20 protein-coding genes are annotated in these 21,945 nt (G+C 33.3%); all 20 read left to right on the top strand.

Translation table 11 applies throughout. The features are described 5' to 3' along the window. The first annotated feature begins 3 nt into the window (after window positions 1-3). The 20 genes from GQ46_RS05385 to GQ46_RS05290 all read left to right on the top strand — a co-directional run bounded on the left by GQ46_RS05385 (window position 4) and on the right by GQ46_RS05290 (window position 21,901). Window positions 4-2,454, top strand: coding sequence for an exopolysaccharide transport family protein (locus tag GQ46_RS05385; protein WP_044399025.1), 2,451 nt, complete (start codon window positions 4-6; stop codon window positions 2,452-2,454). 14 nt (window positions 2,455-2,468) lie between these two features. Next, on the top strand, window positions 2,469-3,755 hold the full coding sequence (locus GQ46_RS05380; RefSeq protein ID WP_044399023.1) for a nucleotide sugar dehydrogenase: 1,287 nt from the start codon (window positions 2,469-2,471) through the stop codon (window positions 3,753-3,755). Beyond that, window positions 3,756-4,748, top strand: coding sequence for an SDR family oxidoreductase (locus tag GQ46_RS05375; protein WP_044399021.1), 993 nt, complete (start codon window positions 3,756-3,758; stop codon window positions 4,746-4,748). A 49-nt stretch (window positions 4,749-4,797) separates the two neighbouring features. Continuing rightward, a complete protein-coding gene (locus GQ46_RS05370; protein WP_044404600.1) occupies window positions 4,798-5,619 on the top strand; it encodes an ABC transporter permease in 822 nt (273 codons plus the stop codon). Between the two features lies 1 nt (window position 5,620). Continuing rightward, on the top strand, window positions 5,621-6,886 hold the full coding sequence (locus tag GQ46_RS05365) for an ABC transporter ATP-binding protein (RefSeq protein WP_044399019.1): 1,266 nt from the start codon (window positions 5,621-5,623) through the stop codon (window positions 6,884-6,886). 2 nt (window positions 6,887-6,888) lie between these two features. Further along, window positions 6,889-8,046 (top strand): polysaccharide pyruvyl transferase family protein, encoded by a 1,158-nt coding sequence (locus GQ46_RS05360; protein WP_197077337.1) that lies wholly within the window; start codon window positions 6,889-6,891, stop codon window positions 8,044-8,046. 1 nt (window position 8,047) lies between these two features. Next, window positions 8,048-8,893 (top strand): glycosyltransferase family 2 protein, encoded by an 846-nt coding sequence (locus GQ46_RS05355; RefSeq protein WP_044399017.1) that lies wholly within the window; start codon window positions 8,048-8,050, stop codon window positions 8,891-8,893. Beyond that, window positions 8,890-9,924 (top strand): glycosyltransferase family 2 protein, encoded by a 1,035-nt coding sequence (locus GQ46_RS05350; protein WP_044399016.1) that lies wholly within the window; start codon window positions 8,890-8,892, stop codon window positions 9,922-9,924. Before GQ46_RS05355 ends, GQ46_RS05350 begins: the two co-directional genes overlap by 4 nt. 17 nt (window positions 9,925-9,941) lie before the next feature. Beyond that, on the top strand, window positions 9,942-10,907 hold the full coding sequence (locus GQ46_RS17090) for a glycosyltransferase family 10 domain-containing protein (RefSeq protein ID WP_052503413.1): 966 nt from the start codon (window positions 9,942-9,944) through the stop codon (window positions 10,905-10,907). Further along, the gene (locus GQ46_RS05340) at window positions 10,888-11,574 is read left to right on the top strand and encodes an FkbM family methyltransferase (protein WP_044399015.1); all 687 of its coding nucleotides are present in this window, start codon (window positions 10,888-10,890) and stop codon (window positions 11,572-11,574) included. The genes GQ46_RS17090 and GQ46_RS05340 overlap by 20 nt, the downstream gene beginning before the upstream one ends. After that, entirely contained in the window at window positions 11,574-12,395 is an 822-nt protein-coding gene (locus GQ46_RS05335; RefSeq protein ID WP_044399014.1) for an alpha-1,2-fucosyltransferase, read from the top strand. Before GQ46_RS05340 ends, GQ46_RS05335 begins: the two co-directional genes overlap by 1 nt. A 1-nt stretch (window position 12,396) precedes the next feature. Then, on the top strand, window positions 12,397-13,425 hold the full coding sequence (locus tag GQ46_RS17085) for a glycosyltransferase family 2 protein (RefSeq protein WP_052503412.1): 1,029 nt from the start codon (window positions 12,397-12,399) through the stop codon (window positions 13,423-13,425). Beyond that, window positions 13,422-14,369: a glycosyltransferase family 2 protein gene (locus tag GQ46_RS17080; protein ID WP_052503411.1), complete on the top strand. Its 948-nt coding sequence runs from the start codon at window positions 13,422-13,424 to the stop codon at window positions 14,367-14,369. The genes GQ46_RS17085 and GQ46_RS17080 overlap by 4 nt, the downstream gene beginning before the upstream one ends. A 2-nt stretch (window positions 14,370-14,371) precedes the next feature. Continuing rightward, window positions 14,372-15,523 (top strand): glycosyltransferase, encoded by a 1,152-nt coding sequence (locus tag GQ46_RS05320; RefSeq protein ID WP_044399012.1) that lies wholly within the window; start codon window positions 14,372-14,374, stop codon window positions 15,521-15,523. Window positions 15,524-15,525: 2 nt separating this feature from the next. After that, entirely contained in the window at window positions 15,526-16,404 is an 879-nt protein-coding gene (locus GQ46_RS05315) for a glycosyltransferase family 2 protein (RefSeq protein ID WP_044399010.1), read from the top strand. Between the two features lie 230 nt (window positions 16,405-16,634). Then, entirely contained in the window at window positions 16,635-17,699 is a 1,065-nt protein-coding gene (gmd, locus tag GQ46_RS05310; RefSeq protein WP_044399008.1) for a GDP-mannose 4,6-dehydratase, read from the top strand. Between the two features lie 5 nt (window positions 17,700-17,704). Then, complete coding sequence (locus tag GQ46_RS05305) at window positions 17,705-18,628, top strand: GDP-L-fucose synthase (protein WP_044399006.1); 924 nt, start codon at window positions 17,705-17,707, stop codon at window positions 18,626-18,628. Next, complete coding sequence (locus GQ46_RS05300) at window positions 18,621-19,781, top strand: DegT/DnrJ/EryC1/StrS aminotransferase family protein (RefSeq protein ID WP_044399004.1); 1,161 nt, start codon at window positions 18,621-18,623, stop codon at window positions 19,779-19,781. Before GQ46_RS05305 ends, GQ46_RS05300 begins: the two co-directional genes overlap by 8 nt. Window positions 19,782-19,867: 86 nt before the next feature. Next, entirely contained in the window at window positions 19,868-21,022 is a 1,155-nt protein-coding gene (locus tag GQ46_RS05295) for an acylneuraminate cytidylyltransferase (RefSeq protein ID WP_044399002.1), read from the top strand. A gap of 3 nt (window positions 21,023-21,025) precedes the next feature. After that, window positions 21,026-21,901, top strand: a complete 876-nt coding sequence (locus GQ46_RS05290) for an N-acetylneuraminate synthase family protein (RefSeq protein ID WP_044399000.1) — start codon at window positions 21,026-21,028, stop codon at window positions 21,899-21,901. Window positions 21,902-21,945 lie beyond the last annotated feature (44 nt).

Here is a 21,945-nt window from a genome sequence, read left to right as displayed (position 1 = left end):
TTTATGAATGATGAATTTGATTTATTAGAGTCTTCAGCACCTGCTTTCGATATTAAAGCCTTTTTATTTAGAGCGTTAAGGTATTGGAAGTTGTTTATACTTTGCATTGGCATAGGTATTTTTATCATCTACCAGCAAAATATTAGAGAACAGGCCTCATATAGACTAAGTACTCAAATCTCTGTTGAAGATGAAACAAATCCCTTGTTTACATCTAACACAAGTTTAACGTTTAATTGGGGGGGTGTTTCAGGGAAAGTGAATAAGATTAGAACTTCTTTACAATCGCGTTCTATTCATGAAAAGGTTGTGGATAGCCTTCAATTTTATATTACCTATTTAAAACAATCGCGCTTTAGAAAAGACGACATTTATAAGGCGGCGCCCTTTAGAGTGTCTTTAATTCCAGATTCCTATCAAGTGCTTGATCAGCCCATAAAAATCACGTTAATCAATTTATTAACCTACGAATTAAGTTGGAATTTTGAAAATAGCATGGTTAATGCGCAGAACTATTCAGACAAGTCAATTAAAGCGACAGAAGTTAGTATAGGAGCGTCTAAGCAACAATTTAATTTTGGCGAAATAGTCAATAAACCCTTTTTTAAAGGCACCATTAATTTGGTTGAAAACCGCGAAATAAAACCGGGAGACTCTTATTTTTTTCAGTTTGAAAAGTTTAATACTGTGGTTGGGAACTATAAAAGTAAGCTTATTATAAGCAATCCTCAAAATTCTGCTATTTTAAATCTGAGCATGACCGATTTTAATAAAAGTAAAATTGTGGATTATTTGAATAAAACGGTTGAGGTATTAAGCGTAGATCACTTAGAACGTAAAAATCAATTTGTAACCAATACCATTAATTTTATAGACCAACAACTTGGTCGTGTCAAGTCTAAAATAACCTCTAATATAGATTCTTTAAACGACTATCGGGTAGAGAATAAAATCTTCAATATAGATGAAGAAAGCACTAACATTAATAGTCAGTTAGCCGTTTTAGAAATAGAAAAAGATGGGATCAATAGGAAGCTAGCCTATTACTCAAGTCTAAAAAGCTACTTAGAGAATAGCGAGAATACGACTGAGCTTCCAGCACCATCATTAGCGGGTGTAGACGATGGTAACATTCAAGGTAATATAGGGCGTATAAACGCGTTATCAGTACAAAAGGCAAACTATGAAAAAACAGTAAGAAGTGATGCTTCTATTTTTTCAGATTTAGACAGTCAGATAGACGCATTAAAATTGGTGTTGTTAGAAAATATCAGCACAGCTACAAATGGTCTTACCCGTGAGTTAAATTATGTGAATTCTAAAATTGCCAATGCCACTGAGAAAATAAGAAAACTACCTAAAAGCCAGCAAAAATTACTAGATATTCAACGTCAGTATGCCTTAAATGAACAAACTTATAATTTGTTCTTAGCAAAACGTGGAGAGGCAGACATTATCAAATCGGCCAGCGTAAGTGATATCGTGGTTATTGATAAAGCCAAAGATGTTGGTGCTCAGCCTATAGATTTAAAGTTGAGTTCACGATATATCGTTGCTGTTTTTGGAGGCTTAATACCACCCTTATTGTTAGCTTTTCTTATTACCTTTTTTGATAACAAATTACATAGTCCAAAAGATTTGGAAAGTCAATCCAGTATCCCGCTTTTGGGTGTTATAGGTAAAAATACTTTGGATAATAATTTAGTGGTGCATCGTAAACCAAAATCTGCAGTAGCAGAATCTTTTAGAGCCATAAGATCCAGTTTACAATTCATGTACAAAAAACACGAATTAGAAGGTTCTAAAACGGTTATGGTCACCTCCTCTGTTAGTGGAGAGGGGAAGACCTTTTGCTCTATTAATATAGCCACCGTTTTTGCATTGAGTGGTAAGAAAACAGTATTGGTTGGTTTAGATTTAAGAAAACCTAAAATCTTTGGAGACTTTAATATTCAAAACGAAATTGGAGCGGTTAATTATTTGATTGGTCAAAAAGAACTTAATGAAGTCATTCAGCCCTCAGGGATAGATAATCTTGATGTGATTACCTCAGGACCAATACCACCAAATCCTTCAGAGTTATTGATAGGTGATAAAATGGATGCATTAATAGCTGCATTAAAGGAAAAATACGATTATATCATCTTAGATACGCCACCATTAGGATTAGTGTCTGATGCTATTGAGTTGGTAGAGTATGCAGATGCGACTTTGTTCGTTACCAGACAGGATTATACTAAAAAAGCCATGTTGAATCTTATTAATGATAAGTATAAGCGTGGTGAAATTAAAAATATTAGTTTGCTTTATAATGATTACGACCAAAAAGGCAAGTATGGTTATGGCTACGGTTATGGCTATGGTTATGGCGACTATGGTAACGGCTATCATGAAAACGATAAAAATAAAATGACACTACTGGATCGTGTGAAGTCTATTTTTAAAATAAGCTAATAAGCAAGATTTTAATGAGTGATTCAAAAAAAATAGCAATAATAGGATTAGGATATGTTGGCTTGCCACTGGCGGTTACCTTTGCCAAAAAGTATCAGGTTATTGGTTTTGATATAGATTATAATCGCGTGCAAGCTTTGAGTAATGGACAAGATGATACGCTTGAAGTGTCTTCTTTGGACTTAAAAAAGGTATTAAATTATTCAGGAAACAAAGGCTTATGGCTTACAGAAAAGCATGCCGATTTAATCGAAGCTTCTATTTACATCGTAACGGTTCCAACACCTACAACTCAGGATAATAAACCAGATTTTACCCCCCTTTTAAAAGCCTGTGAAACGGTAGGTAAGGTTTTGAAATCTGGAGATATTGTTATTTTTGAGTCTACAGTATATCCCGGTGTTACTGAAGATATTTGCGTGCCAGTTTTAGAAGAACAGTCAGGATTAGAATTTAATCACGGTTTTTATGCGGGCTATTCACCAGAGCGCATCAATCCAGGCGATAAAAAACATACCCTTACTAAAATTCTGAAGGTGACCTCAGGGTCTACGCCAGAAATAGCTCAGGAAATAGATGCCTTATACCGTTCCATCATTGTTGCAGGGACCTATTTGGCACCCTCAATAAAAGTGGCAGAAGCAGCAAAAGTGATTGAAAATTCGCAACGTGATATTAATATTGCATTCGTTAATGAATTGTCGAAAATTTTTAGACGTTTAGACCTTGATACCCAAGCGGTATTAGAAGCTGCTGGAACCAAATGGAATTTTTTAAAATTCACGCCAGGTTTGGTGGGCGGGCATTGTATAGGGGTTGATCCCTATTATTTGGCAGAAAAAGCCATGCAAGTGGGGTATACCCCAGAGATTATTTTGGCGGGACGGCGTATGAATGATAGTATGGGGGCTTATGTGGCCCAGGAGACCGTTAAATTAATGGTGGCTAAAGGAACGGTTATTAACAAAGCTAGCGTTTTGATTTTGGGGATGACCTTTAAAGAAAATTGCCCGGATATTAGAAACTCTAGAGTGATAGATATTATTAATGAATTTAAAAGCTTTTCATTAAAGGTTGATGTTTACGATCCTTGGGCTTCGGGTGAAGCGGTAAAAAAAGAATATGATTTAGAGTTAATAACAGACCTTGGACTATTAAATAAAAATTATGATGCTGTGGTGTTAGCTGTAGCACATCATGAATTTTTAGCCTTCGATCTGGACGCGGTAAAAGGAGAAAAGGCAGTCGTTTTTGATGTCAAAAGTCAACTTAAAAGAAATCAGGCCGATGGCCGATTATAAATGAAAGAACACACACATCATACCCATGATTTAAGTAAATACGCTTTTCTGGTAACAGGAGGTGCAGGTTTTATTGGTTCTAATTTGGTGGGTTATTTATTAAAGCACAAGGCGAAGAAAGTAAGGGTTTTAGATGATTTTTCAAATGGTTATCGTAAAAATATTGAAGTGTTTTTGTCGCATCCTAATTTCGAATTATTAGAAGGCGATATTCGGGATTTAGAGACCTGCAAGGAAGCGATGTTAGCTATAGACTATGTGAGCCATCAGGCAGCCTTGGGCTCTGTACCACGGTCAATACATGACCCGATAACGACCAACGCAGTAAATGTGACAGGGTTTTTAAATATGATGGTGGCCTTAAACGAGAGTCCTACTGTAAAACGTATGGTGTATGCAGCTTCCAGTTCTACTTATGGCGATAGTAAAGCCTTGCCTAAAGTTGAAGATACCATTGGGAAGCCCTTATCGCCCTATGCTGTGACGAAATATGTTAATGAGTTGTATGCAGACGTTTTTGGTAAAACCTATAATACCGATACCATAGGCTTACGGTATTTTAATATTTTCGGCCCAAAGCAAAGTCCCAATGGCGCTTATGCAGCGGTGATTCCATTGTTTATGGAAGCTATAAAAAACAATCAGCCGGCAACGATTAACGGTGATGGTTTACAAACACGAGATTTCACCTATGTGGATAATGCGGTGCAAGCAAATATGAAAAGCTTTTTTGCAGGGACGGAAGCAAAAAATCAAGTCTTTAATATTGCGTGTCATGAACGCATTAGTGTGAACGCGCTTTGGGAGATTTTAAATACTTCTGCGGGGAAAAATATACAGGCTCATTACGGACCAAATCGAATGGGTGATGTCAAAGATTCTCTGGCAGATATTAGTAAGGCAGAAAAACTATTAAACTATCAACCTAAATTTTCGGTAAAGGACGGTTTGGTAAAAACCTGGGACTATTTTAAAAATAACAACAGTGAATAAAGAAATAGTACAAGACGATTGGTTGTATACCATTTCGCCTAAGCGTAAAATGATAGATTTAAATTTTAAAGAAATTTGGCGCTACCGTGACTTATTAATTTTGTTTGTAAAACGTGATATTATAACGCAATACAAACAAACGATTTTAGGGCCGCTATGGTATTTTATACAACCCTTATTTACCTCTGTTATTTTTACTCTAATCTTTAATAATTTAGCAGCCATCCCTACAGGAGATGGTATTCCTTCTTTTTTATTTAATTTGGCTGGTATTACCTCATGGAATTATTTTAGCTCTTGCCTCACGGGTACCAGTGATACCTTTAAAGCAAATCAAGGTATTTTTGGGAAGGTTTATTTTCCCAGAGTCATCACCCCGTTATCTGTCGTGTTTTCTAATTTAATAAAGTTTGGTATTCAGTTGCTGGTATTTATTTCTTTCTATCTTTATTTTGTTTTTTTTACTACAAAAGCAGATAATGCCATGCCGCAACTGGCCATTGTTTTGCTTCCGATACTTATTTTATTTATGGGACTGTTTGGTTTAGGTTTTGGGATGATAATTTCGTCTATGACTACAAAATATCGCGATTTAACCTTTTTAGTTGGTTTTGGCGTGCAGTTGTTAATGTACGCCTCCGCAGTTATGTACCCTTTATCTTATTTCAAGGAAAAAGTGCCGGAATATTCGTGGTTAGTAGAATACAACCCCATGACCACCATCATCGAATTATTTAGATATATGACTTTAGGAATCGGTGATTTTTCGGGATTTAAGTTTTTGTATGCTGGGTTGGTGAGTGTTGTGTTTTTTTTAATAGGATTGATTATCTTTAATAAAACCGAGAAATCGTTTATCGACACTGTATAATATGGAAGACAAAGATATCATACTTAAGGCAGAAAATGTCTCCAAACAATACCGTTTAGGGCTTGTAGGTACAGGTACCATTAGTCACGATTTAAATAGATGGTGGAGTAAATTACGAGGAAAAGAAGACCCTTATTTAAAAGTAGGTGAAAGTAACGATCGCAGTACAAAAGGGGAGTCCCAATACGTTTGGGCTTTAAAAGATATTAGTTTTGAAGTGAAACGTGGTGAGGTTTTGGGGATTATAGGTAAAAACGGTGCAGGAAAGTCTACCTTATTAAAAATTTTGTCTAAGGTTACTGGTCCCACTACAGGAGAAATAAAAACCAAAGGGCGTATAGCGTCATTGTTAGAAGTGGGTACAGGTTTTCATGGCGAGATGACAGGCCGTGAAAATGTGTTTTTAAATGGTGCCATTTTAGGCATGACCAAAAAGGAGATTGCTTCTAAAATAGAAGAGATCATAGATTTTTCGGGGTGTCAAAGGTATATAGACACGCCTGTAAAGCGTTATAGCTCGGGTATGACCGTGCGTTTGGCCTTTGCAGTAGCAGCCTTTCTAGAACCAGAAATTTTGGTGATTGATGAGGTGTTGGCCGTTGGAGATGCTGAGTTTCAAAAAAAAGCGATTGGGAAAATGCAGGATATTTCTCGGGGTGAAGGTCGTACAGTACTATTTGTGAGTCATAATATGGCTGCGATTAAAAACCTATGTACTAGATGTTTAGTATTGGAACATGGTAAAGTTGTTTTTGAAGGCGACCAGAATAGCGCTGTAGATTTTTATACTACCAATCAAGAAAAAAGCAGTAATTTTAATCGTAATAATGCCAAAAAAGGAATTGAAAATGTTTTTATTTCAGATATAAGAATAAATAACAGAGGTGGTGAGGAGATTGATATTGCTTTATCTGGTGATGAAATTATAATTTCATTACAAATAGAAAAAAATCAGTTTAAAGAACCATTATCTGTTGGTCTTGGAATATATGATATTAACGATAGCCCTATGATTCACTGCTCTACTGAAGTTTTAGATAAAGAATATACTAGTAACAGTGAGCAATTCACGGCATTGTTAAAAATAAAAAAGTGGCCTTTATCTGAAGGCGAATACTATATAAATGCATACATAAGATGCAAACAAGATCTTTTGGATCATGTGGTTGAGTCAAAATGGATTCGTGTTGAGAAAGGAGATTTTTATAACACAGGAAAACTACCGTCTTGGAAAAAAGGTTTTTTTTGTGACTTTGAATGGAATTAGAGATGAGAAAAATTTATTTTTTATCAGCTTCAGACCGATTAAATTACGGAGACTTATTGTTTCCTATTTTATTTAAAAAAGTTTTAGTTGAAAAGAAGGTAGCGCATAAGTTTTTAAATTATGGATTAATAAACAGTAATCTTAGTAGTTTTAATGCTTTAAAAACAGAGTCTTACAAATCATTATTCAATAGCATTAGGAAAGAACAAAATCCTATATTGATTATTGGTGGTGGTGAAGCTTTGTTTCCCAGATTTACAACATTGTACTCTTATATTAATCGTTTTTTTGATTTTTTAATGCGGCGTTATACTCTAAAAAGAATAGAACGTAACTATTCTATTTCTAGCAGAATTATAACATCAAAAAAAATAGTATACCCATTTACTCCTACAAAAAGTACTTTTAAGAATAACCAATTGAAGATTTTTTATAATACTGTTGGAGGTACTTTTAATACTATTTCAACTAAAGATAAAGCGCAGTTAATATCAGCCTTAAATGATTCTGATTATGTTAGTGTTAGAGATAATAGGTCTCTTAAGTCTATGCATGAGAATAAAGTTGAAGCTTCGCTGTTTCCAGATTCTGCACTTATCATGTCAAACTATTTTAGTCTGAATTATTTAAAAAATAATTGTTCTAAAGCTTTTGAATCTTTACCAGAAAGTTATTTTATGGTTCAAATAGGTCAAAGTAAAATGCCTAACGACTTTGATCTTTTTTTTCAAAATTTATTAACGTATTCTATAAGTTCTAATTGCAAAATAGTTTTGTGTCCAATAGGTTTAGCTTCTGGGCATAATGATTATGAGGTATTAAAAAAAATACACAAAGTATATCCTGAAACCATATTGGTTTACCCAAAAAATATTGAAGATATAATGATAACTATATCAAAATCAAATTGTTACTTAGGGACTAGTTTGCATGGTTTAATTACAGCACAAAGCTTTAATGTGCCATTTTATCTTTTTAATAAAAATGTAACTAAATTAAAATCCTATATAAATACTTGGTTAGAAGAATTTTGTTTTAAAGATGAATATTCATTAGAATATATTTTAAATAATTGGAATACAGAATTGTATAAGAGTAAAACAGATAAACAAAAAGCATTGGTTTATAAAAATTATGATATAATGTTTAGTAAGTTTTAACATGACAAAGTTTTCATTAATAGTATTATCAAAAACCGATAAGGATTCTATTTTCAAAATGAACGTAGAATGTTTTAATACTTTTATAGACAGTGCAAAAAAAGCAGGTGTAGATTATGAAATAATATTAATAGAAAGTAACGTAAACGCTAACTATAATTATACGGTTAAAAATTTTGAAATCATCACGCCTGTAGAATCTTTTAATTTTCATAAATTTTTAAATATTGGTGTTGAGCATGCCAATGGAGATTATTTTATATTGAGTAATAACGATGTTGTTTTTAATGTGAACTGGTTAAAAGAGTCAATTAAAGTAATGGTAAATAATCCTAAAATAGTATCTTCTTCGCCTCTTGACCCAAAAACAAACAAGCTGCCAAAAAAATTAATTGAAAATAATAATTACCTTTTAGGGTATCAAATTCAAAAACACCTAACAGGATGGTGTATTGTGATCCATAAATCTGTATTCAATACTATTAAAAAGTTAGATGAGCGATTTGAGTTTTATTATGCTGATAATGATTATGCAATGCAATTGCAGAAGTATAATATAAAACACGCTTTAATAACAAAAGCTATCGTCCATCATTTAGAGAGTGGGAATTCAAATCACAAGAAAGAAGTAAAAAAAACTGTTTCCTTAAATAAGAAATTGCCAAACTACATAATTAAAGAAAATTGGACCTGGGTTTTGGAAAACGAAAAGATGATGAAAGGATTAATTCAGTTCCATGATAAATGGGGAAGCAGACGTATTATTAAATTAAAGCTTAAAGTTGTTAGATTTTTTTCGAATATAGGTCTTGGATTTTTAAACAGAGTTATATTATTTCATTCATGAGAAAGGGTCCAAATACTGTTAGAAACCAAAAGTTAAACCTGCAACCCTGTTCGCATAGGGTTATTATTCCTTTGTATATTCCAAATGAAGAGGATTATTATCAAGACGCTTTTAAGATTTTTAAAATGTGTTTAGTGTCTGTTCAAAAAACAGCGGTTTCTCCTTTAAAAATTTCGGTAATATCTAACGGATGTATAGCTTCAGTTAATAATGAATTACTTAAACTAAGCCAGGAAGGAGAAATAGATGAACTCATCATTGAAACCGAAGCCATAGGTAAAATAAACAGTATTTTAAAAGCATTACGCACGGCAGAAGAACGCTTAATCACCATTACAGATGCTGATGTTTTATTTTTAAATAATTGGGAGAGAGAGGTGTTAAATGTTTTTGAAGCTATTCCAAACGCTGGAATGGTGAGTCCAGTACCAATGTATCGCACACAAACACGTTACACAAGTAACATATGGTTACGCTATTTATTTTCAAAAAAATTACGCTTTAGTCCTGTTAAAAACCCGGAAGCGTTAATTAAGTTCGCAAAAAGTGTAGGTTGGCCGGGATTAAAACCACACCTAACAGATGTTACAGTAACATTGGAAGGGAAAAATAATATCTTATCTGTGGTTGGGAATGCACATTTTGTAGGAACTTACAAAAATGAAATATTTAAATCAATGCCAAAGCAAAATAGTGTTTATAAATTAGGCGGTAATAGCGAGCGTTTATATACTGATCAACCAGTATTAAAGCACGGAGGTTATCGATTAGCGACCTATGATAATTTTGCCTATCATATGGGAAACACCATAGAGCCATGGATGATAAGTATATTTGAAAACCTGAATATTGAAAAGAAAAGTTACAAGGATTTCGAAAATTTTAAAATATTAAAGAAAAATTCGCTCAATTATTTTTTAGCAGAAAAGTGTTTTAAAAAACTATTCTATTTTGAGTTTTTTAAAAGAAAGATATACCAGTTTAAAGGATTAACGAAAAAACAGGTTGAGTTGTTTATAGGTGGATTTTAGTCCTAAGATTTGAGATTATGAAAATTGTTAAACTTACTTTTAATTACGACTGGCCAATTTTCAGGCAAACTAAAGCGTATTCTCAAATTTGGGGAGATTACAAATTTATTATTGATGAAAATTTAAAAGCATGTGATTTTTGGATTATATACAGTGATTATAAATTGCAGCCTGAAACTGTAAAATGCAACCCAGAAAACACCATATTCATTCCTGCGGAATGTTATGCCACCAGCCCAAGATTTACCCAGACATTTTTAAATCAATTTGGTTTAATCTTAACAGTACAAAGAGAGCTTAAACATAAGAATATAAAATATACCCATAATGCGAATCCCTGGTTTGTAGGTAGAAGCTATGATGAGTTAATAGATGTAATACCACCAAACAAAACAAAATTAATTTCGGTAGTAACCTCAAATAAGGTTTTCACTGAAGGACATCAAAAACGCTATGATTTTGTGATGGCCTTAAAAAAACATTTTGGAGATAAAATAGATCTGTTTGGAAGAGGTATTAATGATTTTGAAGACAAATGGGATGTTTTAGCAGATTATAAATATACTGTTGCCATTGAAAATGACTATTGTGATGACTGGGTAACCGAAAAATATTTTGATTGTATGCTATCCAATACTTTGCCATTTTATTATGGCTGTCCTAATCTTGAAACTATAGTGGATAAAAACTCCTTTATTCGTATAGATATAAATAAATTAGAAGAAGCTATAACTGTAATTGAGGATGCTATTGAAAATAACGAATATGAAAACAGATTAAAGATATTAAATAATCAAAAAATTAAAAGTCTTAATAATGATCAGCTTTTTCCATTGCTTACCAGTATTCTAGATGACTTGGATGCTAATTTAAAAAAGAAAAAGATAACATTAAAAATAAATAAAAGGAGCAAGCTAAGTAAAAAAATCATTTCTATAAAAAGACATCTTTCAAATTTAAGACATGTTAAAAAAACTAATTAAATTACTAAAGAATACGCTATTTAAAAAACGTTTAGAGCAGCAAAGGAGACAAAATAAGTTGCAGCAAGAACGTTGCAAACCTTGGTTTTCGGTAAAAGGCGACCAAACATTACGTTTAGATTATCCTTTAAATGAAAATTCCGTAGTATTTGATTTGGGTGGTTATATAGGAGAGTTTGCAAGTTCGATTTACAACAAATATGGATCTGGTATTTACATTTTTGAACCAGTCAAAAGGTTTTATGATAGTATTGAGCAAAAATTCAAATCTAATACTAAAATTAAAGCCTATAACTACGGTCTGGCTGGTTCAGACCAAACACTTAATATAAGCATGACAGATGATGCGTCTTCTGTTTTTATAAAAGCTAAAAATTCAGAAACCATTCAATTAAAATCTATTGTACAATTTATTAATGATAACAAAATAGAGCATATCGATTTGATGAAAATTAACATTGAAGGTGGCGAATACGAGGTCATGGAAGCGTTGATAGCACATAATATGTTAGGTTTATTTAAAGATATACAAGTGCAGTTCCATGACTTTATAATACCAGATGCTAAAATAAGAATGAAAAGTATTCAAAACGAATTAGCCAAAACACACAAGCTCACGTATCAATATGAGTTTGTTTGGGAAAATTGGACCTTAAAAGATAAGTAGTGATTGTTATAAAGTTAATTGGCGGATTAGGGAATCAAATGTTTCAGTACGCAACGGCTAAGGCTATAGCTCTGCATAAAAATACAACGCTTAAGCTGGATGTTAGTGCGTTTGAAAATTATGATCTACATGATTACAGCTTAGATCATTTTAACATCACAGCAAAGAAGTATCAGCAACCTCCCAAATGGCTAAAAAAAATTCAAAATAAATTAAAACCAAAAACGTATTATAATGAAGAGTCTTTCCGCTATAATTCATTCCTATTCGATAGTAATGCAAAAACCATTCTTTTAAATGGCTATTTTCAGAGCGAACAGTATTTTTTAAAATATAGAGAAGAAATTATAAAAGACTTTAGCATAACAAGTCCTTTAAAACCAGAAACGAAAGCATTACTTCAGAAGGTTCATAAAACCAATGCTGTATCCATTCATATAAGAAGAGGTGATTTTTTAAAGCATGACGTCCACAACACATTCAAAGAAGAGTATTATAAAAAGGCTATGAAAACAATTGAAAGTAAAATAGATAATCCAACCTACTATTTGTTTTCTGATGATATGCCATGGGTGAAATTAAATTTTAAATCAAATTTTAAAACTGTTTATGTAGATTTTAATGACGCCCAAACGGCTTTCGAGGATCTGGTTTTGATGTCTAATTGTAAGCATAATATTATTGCCAATAGCAGTTTTAGTTGGTGGGCGGCTTGGTTGAATACAAATCCAAGTAAAATAGTGATTGCTCCAGAGCAATGGTTTAATGGTAATAAATATGACTACACAGATGTCGTACCTGAAACCTGGGTAAAAATTTAAAATGAACGATCAACCACTCATAACCGTTTTAATTCCTACTTACAATTGTGAGCAATATGTTCATGAGGCAGTACAAAGTATCCTTGACCAAACTTATACCAATTTTGAATGTATGATAATAGACGATTGTAGTACAGATAATACAGTAGGAGTTATAAAAGCGTTTAATGATAGTCGTATCAACTTAATAATCAAGTCTAAAAACTCAGGCTATACTAATAGTTTAAACTATGGCTTGACCATTTCAAAAGGTAAATACATTGCCCGTATGGATGGTGATGACATTTGTTTACCACATCGGTTTGAAAAGCAAATAGAGGTATTAGAAAACGATGATAATATAGTGGTTTGTGGCTCTGTCTTTAAAATTATAGATTCAGAAATTGTAATTGAGGCTCCGGAGCATCACGAGGAAATAAAAATAGGGTTGCTAAAGGATTCTTGCATAGGTCACCCAACAGCAATGATTAGAAAATCTGTTTTAGATGATAATCAAATAAACTACAATACAGAATATGAACCAGCGGAAGATTATGATTTATGGGTAAGGCTGTCTCAATTAGGTAAATTATACAATATTCAGGAGGCCTTATTTTTATACAGAGTCCATGACAATCAGGTATCGATCACAAAAAAAGAGATACAACGTAAACGTGCTAGTTTATCTCGATTTAATATGTTAAGTCAAATAGATTTTGAATATTCAGCAGAAGAAAAGCAAGCTTACATCAAACAATTTTCGTTTACAGAGCGGTTAAATTTTGAGGAGCTAAGAACCTTAATTTATTTAAAAGAAAAAGCGCTGAAAGCGAATAAGGGGTTTTTTAATTCAGAAGCACTAAAAGCGGTTTTAGAAACCTTTCAAACAGAAAACATTAATCAGTATTTTAAAGCTAATAAAAGCTACAGTCCAAAAATGATTGGTCAGTTTATAACCATTTCCGGATTGGTGAACACTGATTTTAGTTTAACCGAAAAATTCAAACTGTTTATTAAAGCATTTCTATTTTTTAAAAAACAGGGAGTATGATTTCTATTATTATCCCCATATATAATCGCGCGCATTTAATAGAAGAAACATTACACTATATTAGTGACCAAACTTATAAAAACTGGGAGTGTATAATAGTAGATGATGGCAGTGATGATAACACAGTAAATACTGTTAAAAATTATATAAGAAAAGACATTCGTTTTACTTTATACAAAAGACCTAAAAATAAAGTAAAAGGACCAAGTAGTTGTAGAAATTACGGTGTAAGTTTATCTAAAGGTGAGTACATTCAGTTTTTCGATAGTGACGATATTATGCACCCGGAGCATTTACAAAAAAAGCGAGAAGCTATCATGAATCATGATTTTGTAGTTTGTCAATTGCAAGCGTTTAAAGGCCATTTTGATACCCACTTATTTACTACGGCTAATCAACCAGAAATTCTGTATAGTTCAAATGTATTTGAAGATTTTGCGACAGGAACATTTCCTATGATGATGTTGGCGCCACTATGGAAAGCAGCTACGATAAAAAAGTATTTGCCCATTCGTGAAGACTTACACATTCTTGAAGATCACGATTTGTATGCGCGCGCATTATTTAATACCAAAACATATGCTATAATAAACAAACCACTCATTTTTTATCGCGTAGGTGAGAGCTCTTCAACTCATAATTTTTATACTAACGTGGATTACGGTTTAGAGTCATACCTTGAAGCAAAACGAACCGTTTTAAATCTCTCGGCATCAAATAAAATAAGATTAGCCATCTTAAAAATGACCTTAGGTTTTTTTAGGCAAGCCTTAGCAGAGCGAAACATGAAAGCGGCTAATAATTGCTTAGATTTTATTACAAAAAACCAACTGGCTTATACCTTTGATTTAAAACTAAAAATGTCACGTATTCACTTTTTCTACAGAATTTTTAAATTCGTAAAAAGAGGCGATACAAAATTTAAACCACTATTTAAATTGTAATTATGAAGATTTTAATGGTCGCCATCCCTAATCACCATTTCTTTCAATGGGTAAACCAATTGAAAGATGCTGGTCATGAGGTTATTTGGTTTGATATCACTGATGGTGGCCCCAAAGCAGATAAAATTGACTGGGTAAAACAAATAAAAGGGTGGAAGTTGCGTTGGGACTTTCCAATGAGAAGCAGAGTTAAAACAAAATGGCCAGAATTATACAAATGGCTTCTAAAATATAATACCAAAAGTACTTCTAAAGTATTCGAACAACTTTTAAAACAAGAAAAACCAGATATAGTGCATTGTTTTGAAATGCAATTGGCGGGGTTTCCTATTTTACAAACGATGCAAACGAATACAATTCCATTTATCTATTCTTCTTGGGGAAGCGACTTATTTTATTTTGAACAGAAGGGTTTTTCAAAATTAGAAGTAGAAACGTTTCTACAACGCGTCAATTATTTAATAACAGATTGCAAACGTGATTATGGTATTGCGTTGTCGCATCAATTTAAAGGCGTTTTTTTAGGTGTTTTTCCTGGGAACGGTGGTTTAACGCTTGACCCTATCGCAATTAAGCCCACAAGAGAAAGAAGGGTGATTTTAATTAAAGGTTATGACGATGGTTTGGGAAAAGCATCAATAGTTCTAAGCGCTTTAGAAACCATTTCAAAAGAAACATTAGCTGCTTTTGAAATTATAATTTATAGCGCAGATACTAGTATTCAATCAGTTGTTAGAAACAGTAAAAAACTCTCGGCACTAAATATAAAGATACAGTCTCGTTATCAATTTATGAAAAACAAACAATTATTGGAAATTATGGGTAGTACAGCTATTCATATTGCAAATAGTCTTTCAGACGGTATGCCAAATGCCTTGTTAGAGGCTATGGGAATGGGTGCTTTTCCTATACAATCTAATCCTGGTCGCGTGACAGAAGAAGTGATTACAAATAGTGTAAATGGATTTTTAATTGATAATCCTTTGGATGAAAATCGTATTGCAGTTTTAATTAAGGAGGCGATATTTAATGAGACATTAAGAGAAAGCGCACAAGGTTATAATGTAACTTTTATTAAGGAAAACTACAATCGTATTGCATTAAAGCCTAAAATAGTAACATTGTATAACACCATATTACTAAAACGAAATTAAGTATGCAGTTATCTTTTTTAATCGTTACTAAAAACAGAACTGAAGATTTAACCTTTACTTTAAATAGACTTAAGGAAATGGTCGATATATCTAAACATGAAGTTTTAGTTTTTATAGATGGCTGTAAAGAAACAGAAAAAATTAGGTCTGACTTTGATTGGGTAAATTGGACAGTGTCTCCAGTAAGTATTAGTGCTTCCCCTGCAAGAAACACACTTTATAATCAAGCAAAAGGAAATTATTTTATAGGACTGGATGATGATGCACATCCAATAAGTAATCATTTTATTAAAAATATTGAAACTGAATTTGAAAGTAATAAAACTATTGGCATCTTAGCATTTCAGGAAGTGAGAGGTTGTTTTGATTCTGACCAAGCAGCACTAGAAAAAGCAATTTATGGTACATCTCACTTTACAAATGATTTTGTTGGTTGTGGATTTGCAATACGTAAGACGGTGTATCATGCTACAAACGGCTTTCCGGTTTGGATGGATATATACGGAGAAGAATCGGCATTAGCTTTAGAGGTTTTAGACTCAGGGTTTGCCATTAAATACGTTGATGATATAATTGTAAACCATAGAGTAGATGTCACAAAGCGAAAAAAACTAGGGCGTAATTATTTTAGATTTGAGCATCAATTAAGAAATACCCTTCGTTATTATCTGGTTTATTATCCTAAGCCTACATTGCAGGTTGTTAAAGCGCTCGCACATAATTTTAGAAAATATGCAGTCAAAGACATGCTGTATTTTAGGTCTTTTATGAAAGTCTTTTTTTTTACACTATATAATTTGCCCATAATTCTAAAATCAAGAAAGCCAGTTAGAAAAGAAACTTTGGAATTAAAAAAAGAACTTAAAAACTTGACCTATTAATAGCTTCAAATCTTTAGTTTTTCCTTTAAAGATGGGTTTAAGATGACGATATAAAATGTTTATTAGTGTGATTTCCATTTGTTTGTTTTGAGCGCTTTGTTGGTTTTTATTATTTAACTTTTAATATATTTGAATGGGTACAATACCATTGATGGTAAAAATTTAATAAAAATAGATAAAGAGACTTTAAAACCAGAATTAAGTACCTTTATCTCTCAAAAAAAATAAAAATGAAAGTAGCCTTAATAACAGGAATAAATGGTCAAGATGGTTCTTATCTGGCAGAATTACTTTTAGAAAAGAATTACATGGTACATGGTATTATAAGGAGAAGTTCTACTTTTAATACCGAGCGTATTGAGCATTTGTATATTGATACATTATTAAAGGATTTACATAAAAAGCAAAATATAAAATTGCATTATGGCGATATGACAGATGCGACTAATCTCATTCGATTAGTTAAAGAAATTCAGCCCGATGAGATCTACAATTTGGCAGCGCAGTCACATGTTAAAGTATCGTTTGATATGCCAGAGTACACCGCTGAAACAGATGGCATAGGAACCTTAAAATTACTAGAAGCCGTTCGTATTTGTGATTTAACTACAAAAACCAGAATTTATCAGGCCTCAACTTCAGAATTGTTTGGTAAGGTACAGGAGACACCACAAACTGAAACGACGCCTTTTTATCCGCGATCACCTTACGGTGTTGCAAAACTTTATGCGTTTTGGATTACCAAAAACTACCGTGAATCTTATGGTATGTATGCTGTGAATGGTATATTGTTTAACCATGAATCTGAAAGACGTGGCGAGACTTTTGTAACTCGGAAAATAACATTAGCTGTTGCCCGCATTGCGCATGGTATTCAAGATAAATTATATCTTGGAAATTTAGGAGCTAAACGCGATTGGGGGTATGCCAAAGATTTTGTAGAATGTATGTGGCTCATGTTGCAACAGGAGGTGCCAGAAGATTACGTTATTGGTACAGGAGAACAACACACCGTTAGAGAGTTTTGTGAATTGGCCTTTGCCGAAGCAGGTATAGCACTCAAATGGGAAGGGCATAGTGAACAGGAGAAAGGTGTTTGTGCCAAAACGAATAAAACACTTATTGAAATTGATCCCAATTATTACCGTTTAGCAGAAGTAGAAACCCTGTTAGGGAATCCCACAAAAGCAAAAGAAAATTTAGGTTGGAACCCTAATAAAACATCTTTTAAAGCCTTGGTTAAAATTATGGTAGAACATGATTTAAAGCACGTTTTAAAAAACAATAGTAAATAATAAGTATGAAGATTTTACTAACAGGTGGAAATGGAATGGTTGGTAAAAATATCTTGGATTTTAATCAACAGGATCATCACATTTTAGCACCAAATCGAAAAGAACTTAATCTTGAAGATTTCTTAGCAGTTTGTACTTATATTAAAACACATCAACCAGATTATGTTATTCATGCCGCTGGATTAGTAGGAGGGATACAAGATAATATTGCACATCCTGTTAACTTTTTAGTTAAGAATTTAGACATCGGTAGAAATATTATAATGGCTGCAAAAGCAAATAGAATAAAGCGTTTTATTAATCTATCAAGCTCTTGCATGTATCCTCGAGATGCGGTCAATCCGTTACAGGAACATCTAATATTAAAAGGGGAGTTAGAGCCTTCAAATGAAGGTTATGCCTTAGCAAAGATTGTAACAACACGCTTGTGTGAATACATAACTAAAGAAGATGACTTCTTTGAGTACAAAACAATTATTCCATGTAATTTATACGGTAAGTACGATAAGTTTTCGCCAGAACATTCACATATGGTGCCAGCTGTTATTAGAAAACTTCATGATGCCAAAGTTAATAACCTTAAAAGCATTTCTATCTGGGGTGATGGAGAAGCCAGAAGAGAATTTATGTATGTTCAGGATTTAGCAGATTTTATATTTTATGCCATCTCCAATTTTGAAACCATGCCACAGAACTTAAATGTTGGATTAGGTGAAGATTATACGATTAATGAATATTACAAAAGTATTGCTGCAAGTATAAATTTTAGAGGAGAATTTGAACACGATTTGTCTAAACCCGTAGGAATGAAACAAAAATTGATTGACAATACCAAACTAAAAGCTTTTGGATGGCAACCAAAAACATCGTTAAAAGAAGGCATTCAATTAACCTATGACTATTATAAAAAGACCGTAATTAATGATTAAATATCCATTAGCGACTTCCACTTGGGATGAAAAAGAAATTGAGGCGATACAAAAGGTTATTGCTAGCGATATGTATACCATGGGAGCACAGGTAAAACAATTTGAAACGGAGTTTGCTCACTTTATAAAAGCAAAATTTTGCCTGATGGTGAATTCTGGTTCTTCGGCTAATTTATTGGCTGTAGCAGCTTTGTTTTATACTAAAAATCCCAAATTAAAACGCGGGGATGAGGTTATTGTACCCGCGGTTTCCTGGTCGACAACCTATTATCCATTATACCAATATGGTTTAAAGCTGAAATTCGTTGACGTCGATTTACACACTTTAAATTTCGATTTAGACCAGTTGGCAAAAGCCGTGACTGACAAAACTAGAATGATTTTTGCAGTTAATCTACTAGGAAATCCTAACGATTTTGATACCATAAATGAAATTATTGGAGAGCGGGATATTATTTTGATAGAAGATAATTGTGAGTCGATGGGAGCCGAGTTTAAAGGAAAGCAAACGGGTACCTTTGGTCTTATGGGAACTTTTTCCACCTTCTTTTCACATCATATGGCAACTATGGAAGGCGGATTAATTGCCACAGATGATGAAGAGTTATACCATGTGCTAATAAGTTTAAGAGCGCATGGTTGGACAAGACATCTGCCAAAAGAAAATAAAGTAGCTAATAAAAGTGAGGATTGGTTTACAGAGTCTTTTCGTTTTGTTTTGCCAGGTTATAATGTAAGACCTGTAGAGATGAGTGGGGCAATAGGGATAGAGCAATTAAAAAAGCTACCAGATTTCCTAAAGCATAGACGAATGAATGCGGAATGTTTCGTGAGTCTGTTTAAAGATCATAAAGAGTTTTATATTCAAAGGAATACAGGCAATAGTAGTTGGTTTGGTTTTAGTTTAATAATTAAACCAGAGTCAAAATTAAAACGTAAAGATATTGTTGAAAAACTCACAAAACACAATATAGATTGCAGACCCATTGTTACTGGTGATTTCACAAAGAATGAAGTCTTATCCTATTTTGATTATGAAATTTTTGGCGACATGAAAAACGCCAAATATTTGGATGAAAATGGACTGTTTGTAGGAAATCATCAAATGCCATTAAATAGTGAGATAGCATATCTTTTCAAAGTTTTATCATAGCTTACCTTTTGACCCTGTTTTTTTGCTATTCCACTGCTAAAATGTGTATTTTAGTGGCATTATTACTAAACAATACTTTCTAATCAATGAAGAGAATAGGATTTATTCCATTGCGTAAAGGCTCAAAAGGCATCCCTAATAAAAACAAACGTAAAATGGTTGGAAGACCATTATTTACTTGGGTTTTAGGTGAAGCTATTTTTTCAGATTTAGATGAAATTATCATTTATACAGATGATGAAGCGATTATCAGTTTTATTGCAAAAGAATACCAGTGGACCACTAAAGTAAAAGCACACTTGAGAAGTGATGAAAGTGCTAGTGATACAGCATCTACAGAAATGGCCATGTTAGAGTTTTGTGAGCGTATTGCTTATGATTTTGATGCCTTTTGTTTATTGCAAGCCACGTCTCCCTTTACTACAAGAGCAGACATCAATGCCTGTTTGTCAAAATTAAATGAAGGCTATGATTCTGCATTAACCGTAGTGAATACCCATCGTTTTTTGTGGAATGAAAATGGGACGCCTATAAATTATAACCCATTACAACGTCCGCGACGTCAAGATTTTGACGGATTATTAATAGAAAATGGGGCCGTTTATACGACCACAAAGGACGCACTTAAAAAAAATAAAAACAGACTAGGAGAAAAAACGGCTGTAGTAAAAATGCCTGAAGCGTCTCTATTAGAAATAGATACAGAAAACGACTGGATAGCGGTAGAACAGTTGCTTATCGAGCGTCAAAAAAGAGCTAAAGAAGCCTCAAAAATAACACATGTGGTCTTAGATGTCGATGGTGTGTTTACAGATGGTACCATAACCTATACTAAAGATGGTGAGCATACGAAAAGTTTTGATATGCGTGATGGTATGGGCTTAGAAATAATGAGACAGTTTGACATAGAAGTGATGGTGATGACTTCAGAAAACTCTGAATTAGTTGCTAGACGTATGCAAAAACTAAAAATTGAACACGTATATTTAGAGGTGAAAGACAAATACAGTTTGCTTCAGCACATTATAAAAGAACAAAACCTAAACATTAATAATTTTGCCTATTTAGGTGATGACGTTAACGATTTAGCCAATATTTGTAGCGTCGGCTGGTCTTTAGTGCCTAATAATGCAACAGCTATTGTAAAGCAAAATGCAGATGTCGTATTATCTAAACCCTCTGGTGCTGGAGCGATTAGAGAAGCCTGCCAGTTTATAATGAATTATAATAAAAGATTCTAAGTGATGAATACCTATAAAAAACCATATATTATTGCTGAAATTGGGTGTAACCATAAAGGCGACATGAGCATTGCAAAAGAACTAATTAAAGTAGCAAAAATCTTTTGTAATGTAGATGCGGTGAAATTTCAAAAGCGACACAATAAAGAGTTGCTCACTGAAGAACAGTATAATAGTCCGCATCCTAATCCCATGAACGCTTATGGAAACACGTATGGGGCTCACAGAGAATTTTTAGAGTTTGATGTGACGCAACATCAGGAACTAAAGGACTATTGCGAAGAAATTGGTCTTGTGTATTCAACCTCTGTATGGGATCTAAGCTCGGCAAAAGAAATTGCATCTTTACATCCTGAGTTTATAAAAATTCCTTCAGCCTGTAATAATAATGTGGCGATGTTGGTGTGGTTATGTGAAAACTATAAAGGCGAAATTCATATTTCTACAGGAATGACCACTAAAGACGAGATTGACGATTTGGTCCGTTTGTTTAAAAAGTACAATCGAAATCAAGACCTAGTGCTTTACAATTGTACCTCAGGGTATCCCGTGCCCTTTGAGGACGTCTGCTTATTAGATATTAATGTGTTAATGGACAAGTATAAAGACACCGTAAAACATATTGGTTTTTCTGGACACCATTTAGGCATTGCGGTAGATGTAGCTGCCTACACCTTAGGGACTAATATTATAGAACGGCATTATACTATAGACAGGACCTGGAAAGGTACAGACCACGCCGCGTCTTTAGAGCCCATGGGTTTGCGTAAGTTGTCTCGTGATTTGAATGCGGTACATAAAGCGTTGCGTTTTAAAAGTCAAGATATTTTACCAATCGAGCAGGTACAACGCGATAAATTAAAAAACCAAAAGGGATAATTTATAGTCCTAAAATTAAAAGAAAAAAAGAGTCCTGTTTTCAC

It is taken from the genome of Lacinutrix sp. Hel_I_90 (genome assembly GCF_000934685.1).
Classification (GTDB): Bacteria; Bacteroidota; Bacteroidia; order Flavobacteriales; family Flavobacteriaceae; genus Lacinutrix.
The sequence above is the reverse complement of the archived record's forward strand: the minus strand, read 5'-3'. Positions and strand labels throughout refer to the sequence as shown.

Excerpts from the sequence above, each read along its gene's own strand:
- GQ46_RS05295 (WP_044399002.1), top strand. The coding sequence starts at position 19,868 with ATGAAGAGAATAGGATTTATTCCATTGCGTAAAGGCTCAAAAGGCATC.
- GQ46_RS05380 (WP_044399023.1), top strand. The coding sequence starts at position 2,469 with ATGAGTGATTCAAAAAAAATAGCAATAATAGGATTAGGATATGTTGGC.
- GQ46_RS05300 (WP_044399004.1), top strand. The coding sequence starts at position 18,621 with ATGATTAAATATCCATTAGCGACTTCCACTTGGGATGAAAAAGAAATT.
- GQ46_RS05315 (WP_044399010.1), top strand. The coding sequence starts at position 15,526 with ATGCAGTTATCTTTTTTAATCGTTACTAAAAACAGAACTGAAGATTTA.
- GQ46_RS17080 (WP_052503411.1), top strand. The coding sequence starts at position 13,422 with ATGATTTCTATTATTATCCCCATATATAATCGCGCGCATTTAATAGAA.
- GQ46_RS17085 (WP_052503412.1), top strand. The coding sequence starts at position 12,397 with ATGAACGATCAACCACTCATAACCGTTTTAATTCCTACTTACAATTGT.
- GQ46_RS05370 (WP_044404600.1), top strand. The coding sequence starts at position 4,798 with ATGATAGATTTAAATTTTAAAGAAATTTGGCGCTACCGTGACTTATTA.
- GQ46_RS05350 (WP_044399016.1), top strand. The coding sequence starts at position 8,890 with ATGAGAAAGGGTCCAAATACTGTTAGAAACCAAAAGTTAAACCTGCAA.
- GQ46_RS05375 (WP_044399021.1), top strand. The coding sequence starts at position 3,756 with ATGAAAGAACACACACATCATACCCATGATTTAAGTAAATACGCTTTT.
- gmd (WP_044399008.1), top strand. The coding sequence starts at position 16,635 with ATGAAAGTAGCCTTAATAACAGGAATAAATGGTCAAGATGGTTCTTAT.
- GQ46_RS05340 (WP_044399015.1), top strand. The coding sequence starts at position 10,888 with ATGTTAAAAAAACTAATTAAATTACTAAAGAATACGCTATTTAAAAAA.
- GQ46_RS05355 (WP_044399017.1), top strand. The coding sequence starts at position 8,048 with ATGACAAAGTTTTCATTAATAGTATTATCAAAAACCGATAAGGATTCT.
- GQ46_RS05320 (WP_044399012.1), top strand. The coding sequence starts at position 14,372 with ATGAAGATTTTAATGGTCGCCATCCCTAATCACCATTTCTTTCAATGG.
- GQ46_RS05365 (WP_044399019.1), top strand. The coding sequence starts at position 5,621 with ATGGAAGACAAAGATATCATACTTAAGGCAGAAAATGTCTCCAAACAA.
- GQ46_RS17090 (WP_052503413.1), top strand. The coding sequence starts at position 9,942 with ATGAAAATTGTTAAACTTACTTTTAATTACGACTGGCCAATTTTCAGG.
- GQ46_RS05305 (WP_044399006.1), top strand. The coding sequence starts at position 17,705 with ATGAAGATTTTACTAACAGGTGGAAATGGAATGGTTGGTAAAAATATC.
- GQ46_RS05290 (WP_044399000.1), top strand. The coding sequence starts at position 21,026 with ATGAATACCTATAAAAAACCATATATTATTGCTGAAATTGGGTGTAAC.
- GQ46_RS05360 (WP_197077337.1), top strand. The coding sequence starts at position 6,889 with ATGAGAAAAATTTATTTTTTATCAGCTTCAGACCGATTAAATTACGGA.
- GQ46_RS05385 (WP_044399025.1), top strand. The coding sequence starts at position 4 with ATGAATGATGAATTTGATTTATTAGAGTCTTCAGCACCTGCTTTCGAT.